Consider the following 17,003-nt stretch of genomic DNA (forward strand, 5'->3'; position numbering starts at 1 on the left):
AAAATCAACAACCAATCGAGACTCTTTGATTTTAGAGAGAATGTAACGCTTTACAAGTTTTTTTTTGCCGCTTATATTTTTACGTAATTATACGTAAAAAAGTGACATTTATTGTCACCAAAAACCAGACTAATTCACAATGATTGGATTATTTGCTAACTCATTAACATTGGCAACTTGACCATATTGGTTACCATAAAATAAATTTAAAATTTGACCAATTTCTAAGACACCACTGGTAACTGCAGTTCGATAATTTTTATTTTTTAACTCTGAAATCATCACATCGCAAATCTGTTGCCATATTTGTTCTGATGTTGCTTGATAAATACCACGATCTATCACAATTTCGACTGTCTTTTCACACAAGTTTAAATACAGTAACACGCCACTATTATACTCAGTATCCCAAACGCCCAATTCAGCAAACAATTGCTGCGCTCTTAAACGTGTATTTTGATGATATGCCTGATGACTTGGAATATGTCCCTCAATTACCACTTGTATTTCACCAACATGACCTTGTTCAGCTTGCGTCACAGTTTGTGCAATGGCTTGTTGATCTTGCTTTGAAAAATAGCGTTTTGACGCAGGCATATATAAAACGTGTTTTAACCAACGTTTTAAGCTAGGTTGTACCTGTTCCTGTAACTTCGGTTCAGTTACAATTGCTGTTGTATCTGTTTTTGTTACCATGAGCCTGATGCTCCTCCACCGCCAAAACCGCCACCGCCGCCACTATAACCCCCACCACCGCCAAAACCGCCCCCTCCACTACTTCCACCACGCCCACCGCCTGATAGAAACATTTGGAAAATGAGTTGTGCCAGTGATGTAATCAACAAGAAGAATATACCAAAACCCAAAACCAGACTCATCACAATCCCTGAGCCATAAATAAGACCTGCAGCGGTTGCGGTCACACCCGCAACTGCTGCACTTAAACGATTACCCACAATAAATGATGCAAAGATACCAATCACCAAAATCACCATCGCAGTGGTTAAAGTTCGATCCTTGGCCTCTTGTTCTTGCAATGCTTGAGTTTGACGCGCTTTTAGCTCATCTGCGGCTTGTTTGGCAATTTCAGGGTCAAGATTTAAAATACGCTCAATCTCATTGACACCTGCCTGTAAGCCCTGAGCATATTGTCCTTGTTTAAAATCGGGTGTAATTTGATTGCGTATAATTCGACTGACCATAATGTCAGGAAGTACACCTTCTAAACCATAACCTGTTGCAATATGGATTTTTTGATCATTGATTGCGACTACAATCAATAAACCATTGTCTTGTTTTGCTGAGCCTAACTTCCATTGCTCAGCAACACGCATTGCGAAATCAAAAATACCTTCTTGCCCCGTGGTTGGGACAATGATGATACCGATTTGCGCTTTGCCTTGGCGATATATATCACGAATTTGTTGTTCTAAATTTTGCTTTTCAGCTGCAGATAGAACCTTGGCTTGATCAACGACAGGCTGATTCAGTGTGGGAATATTTCGAGTAGTTTCACCCTCTGCCATATCATTGGCAACTTGGGGTAGATTTTGTGAGGTACTTTGAGGTAATTGCTGTGTAGTTGGCGTTTGATTCGTTTGGTTTTGAGTATCTGGTGGTTTTGAACCAATCACATTGGGTAAATTGGCATTAGGAACCACTTTGCCCAAAACAATCGCATCTTGTGCCTCTTGCTCATCTGTGGCTGTCGCAGTTTCAGCCCAGACACTTGATTGAACAGAAAGCATCAGTCCAAGAAATACAAGTAATATTGTACTCATGTTTTTTATTACTGATTTTTCTCGCCATTCAATCATAGGTCACCTTTTATTTAACAATGAATATTCTTAGCCTATCTTTTTCAGCATGCTTTAAAGACAGTGAAATGGAATCACATCATTAATTAAAATTAACTGTTGGCGCTTTAGATGCACCCGCTTCAGCACTAAAGTTTGGTTTGGCTTTCATACCAATCACTTTAGCGGTCATTGCTTGAGGGAATTGACGCACATAAGTATTGTAGTCTTGGACAGATTCTACATAACGTGTACGCGCAGTACTGATACGGTTTTCCGTACCTTCCAATTGAACCTGTAAATCACGGAATTGTTCATTGGCTTTTAAATCTGGATAATTTTCTGTCACCGCTAAAAGTCGCGATAACGCACCCGTCATTTGTGATTGTGCTTCTTGGTATTTTTTAAACAGTTCAGGATCATTCAATACTTCTTTGTCTACTTTTAAACCTGCAACATGGGCACGTGCCTCAGTCACTTCAGTTAAAACTTTTTCTTCATGCGTTGCATAACCTTTAACGACATTGACCAGGTTAGGCACTAAATCTGCTCGACGTTGATATTGATTTTCAACTTCTGACCATGCCGCATTCACAGATTCATCTTTGGCTTGCAAAGTGTTATAGCCACAACCTGAAAAAGCCAAAGTACTTGCCAATGTAAGTGCAACTAAACCTTTTTTCATTGAATTCATTGCCAATTCCTCAGAGATATTTATTTGTATTTGTTGATATCTCTGCATTCTATACAGTTTAAGGCAAAGTTTTGTTTAATTTCTGCTACCCAGCCAAAGACCAGACTATTAAATTTTTGAATGTTTGATAGGCATTGACAAAAAATGCCTTAAAGTGAAACCATTTTGAATGTTGAAAATAATCTAAACGTGTCTCAATTAATTTCGGATTGTGATAGCCAATATCTTGAGCGCGCCGATACAGTAGATCTACCGTATCATCTACCAAGTTATAATTCAGCATAAAAAAGACATAAAAAAGCCACCCTAAGGTGGCTTCTTAATTTTAATTACTTTTATTCTTCGTCTTTTTGCTCAGGTAAATCTTTCACTGCTTCTGCGATTAAACCAAACATATAGTTACCATAGGCATTGGTTTTATCATAATGAAAGCGCAAACGCGGAGTTACACGCGTTTTAATACGACGACCTAATTCATGGCGTAAAAAACCAGATGCTTTATTTAAAACATCTAAAGTTTCTTTATTCGCCGCTTCACTTTGCTCATCGCCAAGTTCACGCCCCATAACAGTAACGTAAACTTCCGCATAACCCAGATCTGGACTGACTTTCACTGCAGAGATGGTCACCAGACCACCTAAGCGTGGATCTTTCAGCTCTTGGCGGATCAGTTCTGACAACTCACGTTGTACTGTATCTGCCATACGCTTAAGACGTTGACTACCCGCCATTAAAGACTCCGTTTAATCAACTGAACATCATACACTTCGATTTTATCAAGTGCTTTGATGTCTTTATAACCTTTTACTGCAAGACCACATTCCATACCGGCACGAACTTCTTCAACCACTTCTTTATAGCGGCGAAGAGATTCAAGCTCACCTTGGAATACCACAACATCATCACGTAGTACACGGATTGGTTTATTACGATGTAATACACCTTCGAGTACCATACAACCCGCAGCAGCACCAAACTTACTTGAATGGAATACTTCACGAACTTCTGCAACACCCAGAATTGTTTCTCGATGTTCAGGAGCAAGTTTTCCGCTCATTGCTGCTTTCACATCATCAATAAGTTGATAGATAATTGAGTAGTAACGAATGTCGATACCATCTGCATCTGCTTTTTGACGTGCGGTATTGTCTGCACGTACGTTAAAGCCAAGAAGTACCGCTTCTGAAGATTCAGCAAGGGTCACATCAGACTCAGTGATTGCACCAACGCCTGAACCAATGACGCGTACTTTAACTTCGTCAGTTGCAAGATCAGCAAGTGCAACATGTAGCGCTTCCAAGGTACCACGTACATCAGTTTTAAGAACAACATTTACAATTGGCACATCTTTTTTGCCCATTGATGCCATGATGTTCTCAAGACGCATCGCGCTTTGACGTTCAAGACGTTTTTGACGCTCACGGTCCATACGCGCATCGGCAACTTCACGTGCTTTTTTCTCGTCATTAACAACAAGAACTTCATCACCCGCCATTGGCGCTTCTGGAAGACCTAAAATTTCAACTGGAATTGAAGGACCTGCAGATTGAATACGTTGACCATTCTCATCGGTCATCGCACGAACACGGCCGTAAGATGCACCTGCAAGAACCAAGTCACCTACTTTCAGTGTACCGTTTTGAACAAGGATAGACGTTACCGCACCACGGCTATTGTCTACACGTGCTTCAATTACAACACCTTGAGCAGCACCTTCTTCAGACGCTTTCAATTCTAACATTTCAGCTTGAATTGAAATCAAATCTAGAAGTTCGTCGATACCTTGACCAGAATGTGCTGAAACCATTGCAACTGGTACATCACCACCCCATTGTTCGGGCACGATTTCTTTGGTTGTCAATTCATTCAATACGCGATCTGGATCAGCTGATTCTTTATCCATTTTATTGATTGCAACAATAATTGGAGTACCCGCAGCACGCGCATGGTCAATTGCTTCCGCAGTTTGTGGCATTACACCATCATCCGCTGCAACAACAAGTACCACGATATCAGTCGCTTTAGCACCACGTGAACGCATTGCAGTAAATGCAGCATGTCCAGGCGTATCAAGGAAAGTAATAATTCCTTTATCCGTTTTAACGTGATAAGCACCAATATGCTGTGTAATCCCGCCCGCTTCGCCTTGTGCAACTTTGGCACGACGAATACGATCAAGTAACGATGTCTTACCATGGTCAACGTGACCCATGATCGTCACAACTGGCGCACGTGTTGTTTGTGCACCACGCGCTTCTTCAGCTGCTTCAAGTAGGTTATCCTCAGCTTGTGTATCAGATACACGTACTGGGTTGTGACCCATTTCTTCAACAATCAATGCTGCAATTTCTTGCTCAATGGCTTGGTTCTGAGTAACAAGCTCACCCATTTTCATGAGTGATTTAATCACTTCACGAACTTTAACTGCCATTTTTGCTGCAAGATCTGCAACAACAATGGTTTCACCAATTTCAACGTCATAAACTTGCTTTTTGACTGGTTTTTCAAAACCATGTTTATTGGCTTGACTGGTTTTTAAACCACGTTTATGCGGATTATGGCTGAAAGATTGCTCTTCCTGACCACGACGACCGCCTTTTTTAGGAGAACGTGTATTTGCAGTATTGGTACCACGTTTGATTTCACGGTCTTCTTTTGCAAATGAATCTTCATATGCTTGACCAACCAAACCAGCAGCCAACGGTGAATCATCAACGACACGAATCGTTGTCGTTGTTTCATCAGAAGAATACTTAGACGCCATTTGACGCATTTGCTCAAGGGTACGTTGTTGAGCTTCTTCTGCTGACTTACGACGAGCTGCTTCTTCAGTCGCTTTCAGTTGAGCTGCTTGAGCTTCACGAGCACGTTTCTGCTCAGGAGTTTCAATGGTTTTTACGGTTGCTTTGGTAATCGGCTTATTGGTCGATTTACGCTTTACAACAACAGCTGCTTTTGGTGTTTCTTTCGCAGCAGTTTGCTGTTTTGCAGCAGCACGCATTTTTTCTAAATTCGCTTTCGCTGAACTTTCAGTTTTTTCAACTCCACTCACTACAGTATTTTGCTGTACTTTTTGAGTTGACGTGACTTGAGCATTTGCTTGAGCTTTCGCCAAAGCTTCCGCTTTGATTTGTTCAGGGTCTGGCTTAGTAAACGTATGTTTCTTACGAACTTCTACGTTAATTGTCTTCGCTTTACCTGAAGTACTCGCAACTTTAGCTGTACTTGTCGTTTTACGTTTCAACGTGATTTGTCCTGCTTGTCCCGTATCTTGACCATGCGCTTTTTTCAAATGGTTCACGAGAACATCTTGCTGTTCAGTAGAAATTTTATCTTCAGCCTGTTTTTGTGGCAATCCAGCTTCACGCACCTGATCAAGGAGCTTTGCAACAGGAAGTCCTACGCTGACCGCTAACTCTTGAATTGACTTATCCGTCATGTATTACCTCCTAGTTAAACCATGATTCACGTGCTTTCATAATCAATTGACCTGCTTTCTCAGCGCCTAAACCATCGATATCAGAGATATCATCCGTTGCTTGGTCAGCTAAGTCATCGATTGTTACCACACCACGTGCTGCTAAAGCATGCGCAATTTCAGAAGTCATTCCTTCCATCGCAACAAGTTCTGGACTTGGGTCCTGAATATCTTCTTGTTGCTTTAACGCATCAGCTAAAGCTGCTTCTTTTGCACGACTTTGTAGCAATTCAACTGTATCTGCATCCAATTCGATTTCATCGAAAGTTTCCGCAGGTACATAAGCGATTTCCTCAAGTGAGGTAAAGCCCATCTCTACTAAAGCCATTGCAAGATCTTCTTCAATATCAAGACGAGTTACAAACATGTCTAAATACTGTTGAGCTTCATTTTGTTGACGAGCACGGTACTCATCTTCAAGCATCATATCTAATTTATAGCCCGTAAGCTCTGATGCTAAACGGACGTTTTGACCTTGTGAACCAATTGCTCGCGCAAGTTGATCGCTGGTTGCAAAAATAATGTCTGCTGTACGCGCATCTTCATCAATCACAATCCCAGATACATCCGCAGGCTCTAAAGCGCTGGCGATATATTGAGCAGGATCATCAGACCACACCACAACATCAATACGTTCACCATTTAACTCAGATTGTACCGCTTGGATACGTGTACCACGCATACCAATACATGCACCGACTGGATCAATACGATGATCGTTGGTTTTAACCGCAATTTTTGCACGTACACCTGGTTGACGCGCTGCTGCTTTAATTTCAATGATTTCTTCAGAAATTTCAGGAATTTCTTTTTTCATTAATGCAATCAGCATTTCAGGTTTAGCACGTGACAACAAGAGTTGTGCACCACGACCTTCACGGTTCACATTGTAAAGAATTGCATTCATACGCTGTTTAGGGCGCAGAATTTCTTTAGGAATCATTTCTTCACGCGCTAAATACGCTTCTGCATTATCACCCAAGTCAATGATGAAGCCATCTTTGGTTTGTTTTTTCACTTCACCATAGATCAATTCACCGACTTTAGCTTCATAAGCATCCGCCACTAAAGCACGTTCAGCTTCGCGAATTTTTTGCACAATGACTTGTTTAGCAATCTGCGCGGCAATACGACCAAAATCAATTGATGGTACTTCTAACTCACGGATATCACCAATTGACCATTGAGCAGGATCAACATCAGAAATCGCATCTTGACATGCTGGCATTTCATGATCTTCATCAGCAACAACTTCCCATTGACGGAAAGTGCTGTAATCACCTGTTTTACGGTCAATTTCTACACGTAACTGAGCTTCTTCCGAATTCGTTCCTTCGTAGAATTTCTTTTTCGTCGCTGCAACTAAAGCCTGTTCAAGCGCTTCAAAAATTGCTTCACGACTTACACCTTTCTCATTACTAACCGTTTCAACGACGGTGAGAATTTCACGAGCCATAAGTCACCTATTTATTCAGATTTCTATTTCTGGATTAATCCTGAAAGATCAAATTCGCTTTGTCTATATTGTTGCTATCGATCTCAAGTACTTGCTGGTTTTCAACTTCGACTTGAATGAATTCATTTTCTAAATCTACAGCAATTAATTTTGCTTGGAATTTACGGCGATTTTCAACTGCAGCAATCAAACGCAATGCAACCTGTTGTCCGATGTATTTTTCTAACTGTGCCAACTGGAAGAATGGTCGATCCCAACCTGGTGATGATACTTCTAAAGCATATTCACCTGAAATTGGATCATGTACATCTAATATTGCACCGACTTGCTGAGTCACACGTACACAATCTTGTACGCCAATACCACGACCCAATTCTGCTTCACCATCTTCATTGATTGTTGGTTCAGCATTTTCCACAACGTCTTTGTCGATATAAATACGCAATAAAGAACGCTTACCTTGAGGAATAAATTCGATTCCCCAAAGTTCTACATCACAAGCTTGCACTGCAGGAGTGATTAGATCTTGAAGTGCTTGAGTTTTATTTGATAGCTTCATTTACTCTCGTCATATTTGTGCGATTCAATCGCTCATCGGACTAATTCAAACTTACTATAGTGAAGCATGTCTTTTTGACCAATTGATGTCCACACTACACGATAGCCAATAAAAAAGGGCGTAATCGCCCCTATTATCGCACAGTAAACCGAAGTTCACTATGCAAAAAAGACCCACCTATCTGTGAGCCCTTTTAGAAACTTGGTAGCGGGAGCTGGATTTGAACCAACGACCTTCGGGTTATGAGCCCGACGAGCTACCAGACTGCTCCATCCCGCATCAGCGTTGCAAAATTATACACAAGAAATTTATTTTTTTCAATCTATCATTAACTGATACATTGAATTTCTTGCTTGATTAAGTTGCACCTTAATCAAAATGGTAGCGGGAGCTGGATTTGAACCAACGACCTTCGGGTTATGAGCCCGACGAGCTACCAGACTGCTCCATCCCGCAACAACACTGCAAATTCACACATCATCTCAATTTTTCAACTTAGATGATCTTTAATTAAGTTGCATCTTAATTAAATTGGTAGCGGGAGCTGGATTTGAACCAACGACCTTCGGGTTATGAGCCCGACGAGCTACCAGACTGCTCCATCCCGCATCAATGTTTTTCAGCTGCTAACACCAACAATCTGGTTCATTGTTGGTGCGGAAGGGGGGACTTGAACCCCCACGCCCGAAAGCACTACCACCTCAAGGTAGCGTGTCTACCAATTCCACCACCACCGCAGCTGTGACGCATTCTAGTCGCATCATTCAGAAAAAGAAAGAACTAAATGGCATTATTCGCCAGTTTTTGGTGCAGTTGGTGAAGTTTCACCCGTATTGGCTGGTGCAGCTGGTGCCGTTTGAGAACTGGTCTGTACAGATTTTAAACCATACGCATCCGAAGTTTGTTTTTTAGCAAACACCGCCAAACTTAAACTGGTGATAAAAAACAAAGCCGTGAGAATCGCAGTTAAACGAGTTAAAAAGCTTGCAGAACCTGAAGCACCAAATACTGTTGCAGCACCACCGCCACCAAATGATGCACCTGCATCTGCACCCTTACCATGTTGAACGAGGATAAGCCCGATCATCAAAACGGCCAAGATGATATGTACAACCAGCACAAATGTATGCATGCTGAACTCCTATTCTTCTGTTTTAGCAAATGCTTGAGCAATTTTATAAAATGACTCAGCATTAAGTGATGCACCACCAACCAGCGCACCGTTGATATCTGGACAAGCAGCTAACTCTACTGCATTTTCAGGTTTGACACTACCGCCATACAAAATCGCGGTATGTTGAGCTTGGGCCGTAATTTGAGTTAAACCTTCGCGAATTTTTGCATGCATTGCCTGAGCATCTTGTGGAGAAGCTGTTTTACCTGTTCCAATCGCCCAAATGGGTTCATAGGCAATCACAATATTGTGCCATTGTTCTACTTTTACAACCGCTGCGAGATCGCAAATTTGTTGTAAGACCACCTGCTCGGCCTGCCCTGCTTCACGTTGTTCTAAGCTTTCACCTACACAATAAATCACTTGAAGCCCAGCATTTAAAGCATTTGATAATTTCGCTTTAATTTTTGCAACATCATCGCCAAAAATTTCTCGACGTTCTGAGTGCCCAATCAACACATAATCAATTTGGCTGTCTTTGAGTAGTTCAGCACTGACTTCGCCAGTATAAGCACCTGTGCCTGCCATTTGAGAAAGATCTTGTGCGACAACTTTGACTGGTGAATGTGCATCTTTAAGTAATTTTTGTACAGACATTAACGTAATAGAAATAGGCGCAACACCAATATGACATTGTTGTTCTGTAATCGGTGATTGTTGTAAATACTGATTTAAATCTTGAATGAGCTGTTGCGAATTCGCTTGCATTGGGTTCATTTTCCAATTGCCGACAACCCAAGGAGTAATAGTCGAACCCGACATACATCTAACCTTTTATCGAAAATGTGCACATTCTACACGGAATTTATATTTTTAAAGTATTTTTTCTTTATCAATTCAGTCATCTCATTTAAAGTCATGCTTTAATATAAAGCAAAGAAACATAAATCATTTCAAAGATAATGCTAAAAAGCCTGATTGGCTCAAGTTATTTTCAAATATGTTTCTATAAAAAATACGTTTAATTCTAGATATTTCTAAGGATCATCGTATAATTTTCGTATTCCAATTATAAAATGAAATTTAATGTGTTTTGGGGATGTCTATGCAAAATGGTTCACCTAAGTTCTCGGGGTATATCCGTCGCTTAGTCGACGAAGGTTTTTTATCTGCCCAGCAAATGAAAGATGCGCTGAGTAATGCTCAAAAAAATAAAGTGAGTATTGTCGCTTATCTTAGTGAGAAATTAAATATATCGCCACTGATCATTGCTGAAATGATCTCCGAAGAATTTGGAGAACCTATTTTTGATCTGGACAGCTTTAATCCTGACATGCTGCCCAAGGAGCTTATTGATTCAAATTTAGTTAGCAAACATAAAGTGATTCCTTTGCTGCAACGTGGCAATATTTTATATGTCGCCACCAGTGATCCGACCAATATAGAGGCGCTGGATGCCATTCGTTTTAACTGCGGTTTGAATATTGAACCAATCATTGTTGAACATCATAAATTAGAAAAATATTTAGAAAAGCACTTTACGGTAGAAGAAAGTTTTAATTTTGGTGATGAAGATTTTGATGTTGATATTATTGCAACTGATGATAACGAACCAACAAATATTGATGAAGATACTGCTGAAGATGAAGCACCTATTGTAAAATATATCAATAAACTCTTGGTCGATGCGATTCGTATGGGAGCATCAGATTTACACTTTGAACCTTATGAAAAAAGTTATCGGGTTCGTTATCGTGTAGATGGGGTACTGAGAACCATTACCAATCCCCCCTTACAATTAGCAAGTCGTTTGGCCTCGCGCTTAAAAGTGATGTCCAGAATGGACATTTCAGAAAAACGTGTTCCGCAAGATGGTCGCATTAAGTTAAAACTCTCAAAAACTAAAGCTATTGATTTTCGTGTGAACTCACTGCCGACATTATTTGGCGAAAAATTGGTACTGCGTATTCTTGATCCTTCCAGTGCCATGTTGGGTATTGATGCGTTAGGTTATGAAGAAAAACAAAAAGCATTATTTATGGAGGCCTTAGAAAAACCTCAAGGCATGTTACTGATTACAGGACCCACAGGTTCAGGTAAAACTGTTTCCCTCTATACAGGTTTAAATATCCTCAATACAGAAAGTTCAAATATTTCCACGGCTGAAGATCCAGTTGAAATTAATTTGGAAGGGATTAATCAGGTTAACGTTAATCTTAAAGCAGGACTTAGCTTTTCGGTCGCTTTGAAATCATTCCTACGTCAAGATCCAGACATTATCATGGTCGGGGAGATCCGAGACCTTGAAACTGCTGAAATTGCGATTAAAGCTGCTCAAACGGGTCATATGGTGATGTCTACCTTACATACCAACAGTGCACCTGAAACACTGACCCGTTTACGTAATATGGGTGTGCCTTCATTTAACATTGCCACTTCAGTCAATCTTGTGATTGCGCAACGATTGGCAAGACGTTTATGTAATCATTGTAAAGCACCTGTTGAAATCCCTAGACAGAGTCTGTTAGAAATGGGTTTTACTGAACAAGATTTAAGCAATCCCGATTTACAAATTTTCCGACCCGTAGGATGTAGTGAATGTCGTGAAGGCTATAAAGGTCGTGTCGGGATCTATGAAGTGATGAAAGTAACACCTGAAATTTCAAAAATTATCATGGAAGATGGCAATGCACTTCAAATTGCAGCTGCATCGGAGAAATTGGGGTTTGATAATCTAAGACGTTCGGGTTTAATTAAGGTCATCAATGGTTTAACCTCTTTACAAGAGATTAACCGTGTGACCAGTGAATAAATATAATTAATATTCAAGGAAATTATGATGGCAGCTAAAAAAGCTCAAATGATGCCTACATTTGCTTATGACGGGGTTGATCGTAAAGGGATCAAAGTTAAAGGGGAGTTACCTGCTCGAAATATGGCACTAGCCAAAGTTACCTTACGTAAACAAGGCATCACCATTAAAACCATTCGAGAAAAAAAGAAAAATTTTCTTGAAGGTTTAATGAAAAAAGGCATTTCCACTTTAGATATTACCATTTTTACTCGTCAACTCGCCACGATGATGAAAGCAGGTGTGCCATTAGTGCAAAGTTTTGAAATCGTTGCAGAAGGCTTAGAGAACCCCTCTATGCGTGAAGTGGTACTGGGAATCAAAGGTGAAGTTGAAGGAGGCAATACTTTTGCTGGCGCGCTAAGAAAATATCCACGACATTTTGACAGCTTATTTTGTTCATTGGTTGAATCTGGCGAACAATCTGGCGCCTTAGAGACTATGCTCGATCGTGTAGCAATCTACAAAGAAAAAAGTGAATTACTAAAACAAAAAATTAAAAAAGCCATGAAATATCCAATCTCTGTAATTGTTGTCGCGATTATTGTTACCATTATTTTAATGGTGAAAGTGGTGCCTGTATTTCAGGATTTATTTAGCTCTTTTGGTGCAGACTTACCCGCATTTACTCAGCTGGTCGTCAATATGTCCAATTGGATGCAAAAATATTGGTTTATTCTAATCCTATTTATAGCTGTTGTAATTACTGCTTTTTTGGAAGCAAAAAAACGCAGTAAGAAGTTTCAAAATTTTCTAGACCGAACAGCACTGAGACTGCCTATTTTTGGCGATCTAGTCTATAAAGCCATCATTGCACGTTATAGCCGCACCCTTGCCACAACATTTGCGGCTGGTGTACCGCTCATCGAAGCATTAGAATCAACAGCAGGTGCAACCAATAATGTGGTTTATGAACAAGCAGTAATGAAAATTCGTGAAGATGTAGCCACCGGGCAACAGCTTAATTTTGCCATGCGTGTCACCAATAGATTTCCTTCTATGGCCATTCAAATGGTCGCTATTGGGGAGGAATCTGGTGCATTGGATGCAATGTTGGATAAAGTTGCAACACATTTTGAAAATGAAGTCGACAATGCTGTGGATGGCTTAACCTCAATGATGGAGCCGTTAATTATGGCTATTTTAGGCATACTTGTGGGTGGCTTAGTCATTGCAATGTATCTTCCAATCTTCCAAATGGGATCAGTGATTAGTTGATAATGATGAACATGCTCAATGATTTATTAAATTTTCTGATTCAATCACCAATAGCACTCTATCTGACTGTTGGTATTTTAGGGTTATGTGTTGGTAGCTTTTTAAATGTAGTCATTTACCGTACTCCCAAGATGATGGAAAAAGAATGGCGACAGGAATGGCATGCAGAATGCCAATTACTGGCAGGCTCACAACAGATTGTGATTGATGAAGAAAAACTCAGTCTCAGTCAACCAGCCTCTACCTGTCCCAAATGTAAAACCCCAATTCGCTGGTATCAAAATATTCCCATCATCAGTTGGTTGGTTTTAAGAGGCAAATGCGCTTCGTGTCAAAACCCAATTAGTATTCGTTACCCATTGGTTGAGCTTTTAACTGCAGTGTGTTCATTAACAGTGCTTGCTGTTTATGGCCCCACTTTAGAAATGGTTTTTGGTGTGCTACTGACTTGGGTACTGATCACACTTACATTTATTGATTTTGACACTCAGTTACTTCCAGACCGCTTTACCTTAACCTTGGCGGCAATGGGTTTAGGCATTAACTCATTCCATTTATATACAACACCAAATGCGGCAATTTGGGGTTATATTATTGGTTTCCTGTGTCTTTGGATTGTCTACTATCTATTTAAAATAGTGACAGGCAAAGAAGGCATGGGCTATGGTGACTTTAAGCTGCTTGCTGCACTTGGCGCTTGGATGGGGCCATTGATGTTACCGTTAATTATCCTACTGTCTTCTGTAGTGGGTGCGATCATTGGTATTATTTTACTTAAGATTCGTAAAGAAAATGTCCCTTTTGCCTTTGGTCCTTATATTGCAATTGCAGGATGGATTGCATTTTTATGGGGTGAGCAAATTATGAAAGTATATTTGGGTCAATAATTTCAGCACAGTATTAGGAATAAGCAATGACGTTTATCTTGGGTTTAACAGGTGGAATTGGTAGCGGTAAATCCGCAGCAAGTCAGTGGTTTGAAACCCAAGGAATTACAGTTGTTGATGCTGATATTGTTGCAAGAGAAATTGTTGAAAAAGGACAACCAGCACTTCAACAAATTAAAGAGGTTTTTGGGGATTGGGTATTATTAAACACTGGGGAGCTTGATCGTCGTGCATTGAGAGAACATATTTTTAAAGACCCATTAGCACGACAACAACTTGAATCAATTACCCATCCTGCGATTCGCGCTGAGATTATTCAACAATTACAAGCAGCAACCAGTCCTTATGTGATTTTGGTTTCACCGCTACTGTTTGAAACCAATCAACATGAACTCACCCAACGCACGCTATTGATTGATGCCAGTGAGGACATGCAAATCTTACGTGCTGCACAACGAGATGGCCAATCCATCGAACAAATTCAAAACATTATTGCAGCTCAAATGCCGCGTAACAAAAAACAAAAATTAGCAGATGATATTGTGCTCAATGATGGGCATATTGATCATCTATATGCGAGATTAGAGTCTTTACATCAACAGTATCTAAAACAGGCACAGCAGTAAATTGTGTGTCTCATCATTTTAAAATAGATTTTTATCAATCAATTTTGTATCAATTTAACCTGTTTGATTTATTTCTTCTTATCTAACTGCTGCTTCAAACTGTCTTTATGTGTAAACCAACGCCAAGGCTGTAAAGCACCAATGCCCATACCAATCAAACCACACAGCATTGCAAGGCTTATCGGTTCATTTAACAAGGGTACGGCGATAATTGCAGCAATAAAGGGCGCAAGTGTGACGATACTGCCTGTTTTAAAAGCACCTAATCGTTTAATTGCTTCGACATAGGCCAAAGTCGCAATGATCACCACAAAAATACCGTGAAACAACGTTTGCATGACCAAATGTGGTGTAGACACTTGATCTAAATGTTTAGGCAAAAACAACAAATAAATTGGGACATAAACGATCGCCGACCAAATCGCAACACCTGCCATGGCGTGCCATGCGGAAAGTTGCCATTGACGCAGTAATACAGTAAAAGTCCCCCACCAAATTGCACTGATAAAAAACAGTAAATCACCAATACCAAAAGCAACGCTTGTTTCGCTATACATCAAAAAACTCATCACAGAAATCGCAGAGAGCATGATGATTAAACTGATCCATATATGTTTATCAAATGGTTGGCGATACAGTAAAAAACCAGCTAAAGCTGTACACAATGGAATACAACCATTTAAAAAAATGGCAGCATGTGCCGCAGGGACAAAGTGAAATGCAGTATATGATGTCAAACAATAGGCAACACCGCCAATCATCGCCAAAATAAAGGGTTGTTTGTTAAAGAGAAAAGCCGTGTCTTTTTTATAGATTAAAATCGGCATCAGAATACAAAATGCCAAAGAAAAGCGTAATGCGGTGATATCCCATGGACTGATATGCCAAATTGCATTCAGTCTTGAGGTAATCGTAAAACCTCCCCAAATACACATTGTAATGGCGACATATATGTAGCCTTGAGTACGGGAGGTCATCATGTTGCTTCTCTAATCTTACCGATATAACTTAAATTAAATCATTCACTTTGTTGACGTTGACGGCATGCCTCATACAACGCCATACCAGTAGCCACACTTACATTTAAGCTTTGTAAGTTTCCAGCCATTGGAATAAATACGGTTTGGTCACATTGCGATTGGGTGATTGGACGCAATCCAGTATCCTCTGCGCCCATCACCACACATACTGGTGTTCCTGTAAAATCAAACTTCTGAATAGGCAGCGCCTTTTCATCGAGCATAGTACCAACCACACGGACATTATAATTTTCTTTGATTTGTCCAAGCGTACGCGCCAAATTGGTCACTTGAATAAACTTCACTTTTTCAGCCCCACCTGCTGCAACTTTACGTGCAGTCGGGGTTAATGTTGCTGCACGGTCACGCGGAACAATCACTGCTTCCACACCCATAGCTGCCGCTGTACGGATACATGCACCTAGATTATGCGGATCCGTGATATGGTCTAAAGCCAACAATAAAGGTTGTTGGGTTGACTCTAAAAGCTGATCTAAATCTTTTTCATTTAATACAGGATGTGGGCGAACAGCTGCGACCACTCCTTGGTGAAAAGGTTGACCTGCCAACTTTTCCAAGCTGTCACGACTTGCTTTTTGGACACTGATTCCAAAAGGCTCTGCAAGTTGGAGAATGCGCTGTAACCGCTGATCATCACGACCTTTTAAGGTAAATAAGGTTAAAACACGTTCAGGTTCTAACTCCAATAATGACTCCACTGAATGAACGCCATAATAATATTCGGACTTCGCCATGAACAACCTCATTAACAACATGATGATAGAAATGAAAAATCCTGCAAAGCCAACTTTACAGGATTCTATTTGATGCTTTAGTCTAACCGATTTCGCTTAAAAATTCTTTGCCTAATTTAAAAACAACAGCATAGGTCTACTTTAAGCAAAGCTTTTTTAATTAGCCTTCTAAATGGCAAACGTAGTCTAAAACGTCATCCGTTTCAATTTTAAAACGACTATTGCCAGGCACATAGAATGACTGACCTGCGCGGAACAACTCACTTTCTTCACTGTCTGCGATTTTAACGCGACATTCACCAGAAATAATTTCCATACGTTCAGGCACATGTGTTTCAAATGTTAAAGCTTCTTCTGTTGGAAGAATGACCCCTAAAGTCTTTTTGGTTCCGTCTTCAAACTGCACAGTGTGGCTAATACATAAACCGCCAAAATATACATTAGATTTTTTAACTACTGATACATGATCATACTGAGCTGACATGCGTATTCTCCAGATAATGCGCATTTATAAAAATTATGTTCGATGTAGTTTAATGTTGCTCCGCAA

General features: G+C 40.2%; 16 protein-coding genes and 4 tRNA genes. 4 read left to right on the forward strand and 16 right to left on the reverse strand.

Translation table 11 applies throughout. The features are described from left to right. Nucleotides 1–129: 129 nt before the first annotated feature. From PYV58_RS20365 to tpiA, 13 genes are all read right to left on the reverse strand, one after another. Entirely contained in the window at nucleotides 130–696 is a 567-nt protein-coding gene (locus PYV58_RS20365) for a TPM domain-containing protein (RefSeq protein ID WP_034617710.1), read from the reverse strand. Then, nucleotides 690–1,817 (reverse strand): TPM domain-containing protein, encoded by a 1,128-nt coding sequence (locus PYV58_RS20370; protein WP_034617707.1) that lies wholly within the window; start codon nucleotides 1,815–1,817, stop codon nucleotides 690–692. The genes PYV58_RS20365 and PYV58_RS20370 overlap by 7 nt, the downstream gene beginning before the upstream one ends. A gap of 82 nt (nucleotides 1,818–1,899) precedes the next feature. Beyond that, nucleotides 1,900–2,490, reverse strand: a complete 591-nt coding sequence (locus PYV58_RS20375; protein ID WP_034617704.1) for a LemA family protein — start codon at nucleotides 2,488–2,490, stop codon at nucleotides 1,900–1,902. A gap of 335 nt (nucleotides 2,491–2,825) precedes the next feature. Continuing rightward, the gene (locus PYV58_RS20380) at nucleotides 2,826–3,221 is read right to left on the reverse strand and encodes a ribosome-binding factor A (RefSeq protein ID WP_004718330.1); all 396 of its coding nucleotides are present in this window, start codon (nucleotides 3,219–3,221) and stop codon (nucleotides 2,826–2,828) included. Then, the gene (gene infB / locus PYV58_RS20385; RefSeq protein ID WP_004718332.1) at nucleotides 3,221–5,929 is read right to left on the reverse strand and encodes a translation initiation factor IF-2; all 2,709 of its coding nucleotides are present in this window, start codon (nucleotides 5,927–5,929) and stop codon (nucleotides 3,221–3,223) included. Before infB ends, PYV58_RS20380 begins: the two co-directional genes overlap by 1 nt. 10 nt (nucleotides 5,930–5,939) lie before the next feature. Continuing rightward, nucleotides 5,940–7,424 carry a transcription termination factor NusA gene (nusA, locus tag PYV58_RS20390; RefSeq protein ID WP_004718337.1) on the reverse strand — a complete coding sequence of 495 codons (1,485 nt, stop codon included), beginning with the start codon at nucleotides 7,422–7,424 and terminating at the stop codon, nucleotides 5,940–5,942. 34 nt (nucleotides 7,425–7,458) lie between these two features. Next, nucleotides 7,459–7,983 (reverse strand): ribosome maturation factor RimP, encoded by a 525-nt coding sequence (gene rimP / locus PYV58_RS20395; protein WP_004818614.1) that lies wholly within the window; start codon nucleotides 7,981–7,983, stop codon nucleotides 7,459–7,461. 202 nt (nucleotides 7,984–8,185) lie between these two features. Continuing rightward, nucleotides 8,186–8,262 (reverse strand) — tRNA-Met (locus PYV58_RS20400). 100 nt (nucleotides 8,263–8,362) lie between these two features. Beyond that, nucleotides 8,363–8,439: transfer RNA gene (locus PYV58_RS20405), tRNA-Met, on the reverse strand. Nucleotides 8,440–8,515: 76 nt separating this feature from the next. Beyond that, nucleotides 8,516–8,592 (reverse strand) — tRNA-Met (locus PYV58_RS20410). A gap of 43 nt (nucleotides 8,593–8,635) precedes the next feature. Then, nucleotides 8,636–8,720, reverse strand: a tRNA-Leu gene (locus PYV58_RS20415). A 53-nt stretch (nucleotides 8,721–8,773) separates the two neighbouring features. After that, complete coding sequence (gene secG / locus PYV58_RS20420) at nucleotides 8,774–9,115, reverse strand: preprotein translocase subunit SecG (protein WP_034613616.1); 342 nt, start codon at nucleotides 9,113–9,115, stop codon at nucleotides 8,774–8,776. Nucleotides 9,116–9,124: 9 nt separating this feature from the next. Continuing rightward, nucleotides 9,125–9,919: a triose-phosphate isomerase gene (tpiA, locus tag PYV58_RS20425; protein WP_034613615.1), complete on the reverse strand. Its 795-nt coding sequence runs from the start codon at nucleotides 9,917–9,919 to the stop codon at nucleotides 9,125–9,127. Between the two features lie 277 nt (nucleotides 9,920–10,196). Between tpiA and pilB the strand changes: the two genes are divergently transcribed. The 4 genes from pilB to coaE are packed head-to-tail and all read left to right on the forward strand — an operon-like array spanning nucleotide 10,197 to nucleotide 14,679. Beyond that, complete coding sequence (gene pilB, locus PYV58_RS20430) at nucleotides 10,197–11,909, forward strand: type IV-A pilus assembly ATPase PilB (protein WP_275059652.1); 1,713 nt, start codon at nucleotides 10,197–10,199, stop codon at nucleotides 11,907–11,909. 27 nt (nucleotides 11,910–11,936) lie between these two features. After that, entirely contained in the window at nucleotides 11,937–13,166 is a 1,230-nt protein-coding gene (locus PYV58_RS20435) for a type II secretion system F family protein (RefSeq protein ID WP_034613611.1), read from the forward strand. A 5-nt stretch (nucleotides 13,167–13,171) separates the two neighbouring features. Next, a complete protein-coding gene (locus PYV58_RS20440; RefSeq protein ID WP_171077762.1) occupies nucleotides 13,172–14,053 on the forward strand; it encodes an A24 family peptidase in 882 nt (293 codons plus the stop codon). A gap of 26 nt (nucleotides 14,054–14,079) precedes the next feature. Continuing rightward, nucleotides 14,080–14,679 (forward strand): dephospho-CoA kinase, encoded by a 600-nt coding sequence (coaE, locus tag PYV58_RS20445; protein ID WP_034613606.1) that lies wholly within the window; start codon nucleotides 14,080–14,082, stop codon nucleotides 14,677–14,679. A gap of 68 nt (nucleotides 14,680–14,747) precedes the next feature. On the opposite strand, the gene PYV58_RS20450 is transcribed toward coaE, so the two are convergent. The 3 genes from PYV58_RS20450 to PYV58_RS20460 all read right to left on the reverse strand — a co-directional run bounded on the left by PYV58_RS20450 (nucleotide 14,748) and on the right by PYV58_RS20460 (nucleotide 16,937). Then, nucleotides 14,748–15,659, reverse strand: coding sequence for a DMT family transporter (locus PYV58_RS20450; protein ID WP_034613603.1), 912 nt, complete (start codon nucleotides 15,657–15,659; stop codon nucleotides 14,748–14,750). Nucleotides 15,660–15,697: 38 nt separating this feature from the next. Then, nucleotides 15,698–16,453, reverse strand: a complete 756-nt coding sequence (gene rlmB / locus PYV58_RS20455; RefSeq protein WP_004818598.1) for a 23S rRNA (guanosine(2251)-2'-O)-methyltransferase RlmB — start codon at nucleotides 16,451–16,453, stop codon at nucleotides 15,698–15,700. A 160-nt stretch (nucleotides 16,454–16,613) separates the two neighbouring features. Beyond that, on the reverse strand, nucleotides 16,614–16,937 hold the full coding sequence (locus tag PYV58_RS20460) for a pyrimidine/purine nucleoside phosphorylase (RefSeq protein WP_004718357.1): 324 nt from the start codon (nucleotides 16,935–16,937) through the stop codon (nucleotides 16,614–16,616). Nucleotides 16,938–17,003: the final 66 nt, after the last annotated feature.

The organism is Acinetobacter sp. TAC-1, from assembly GCF_029025845.1.
GTDB lineage: Bacteria > Pseudomonadota > Gammaproteobacteria > Pseudomonadales > Moraxellaceae > Acinetobacter > Acinetobacter guillouiae.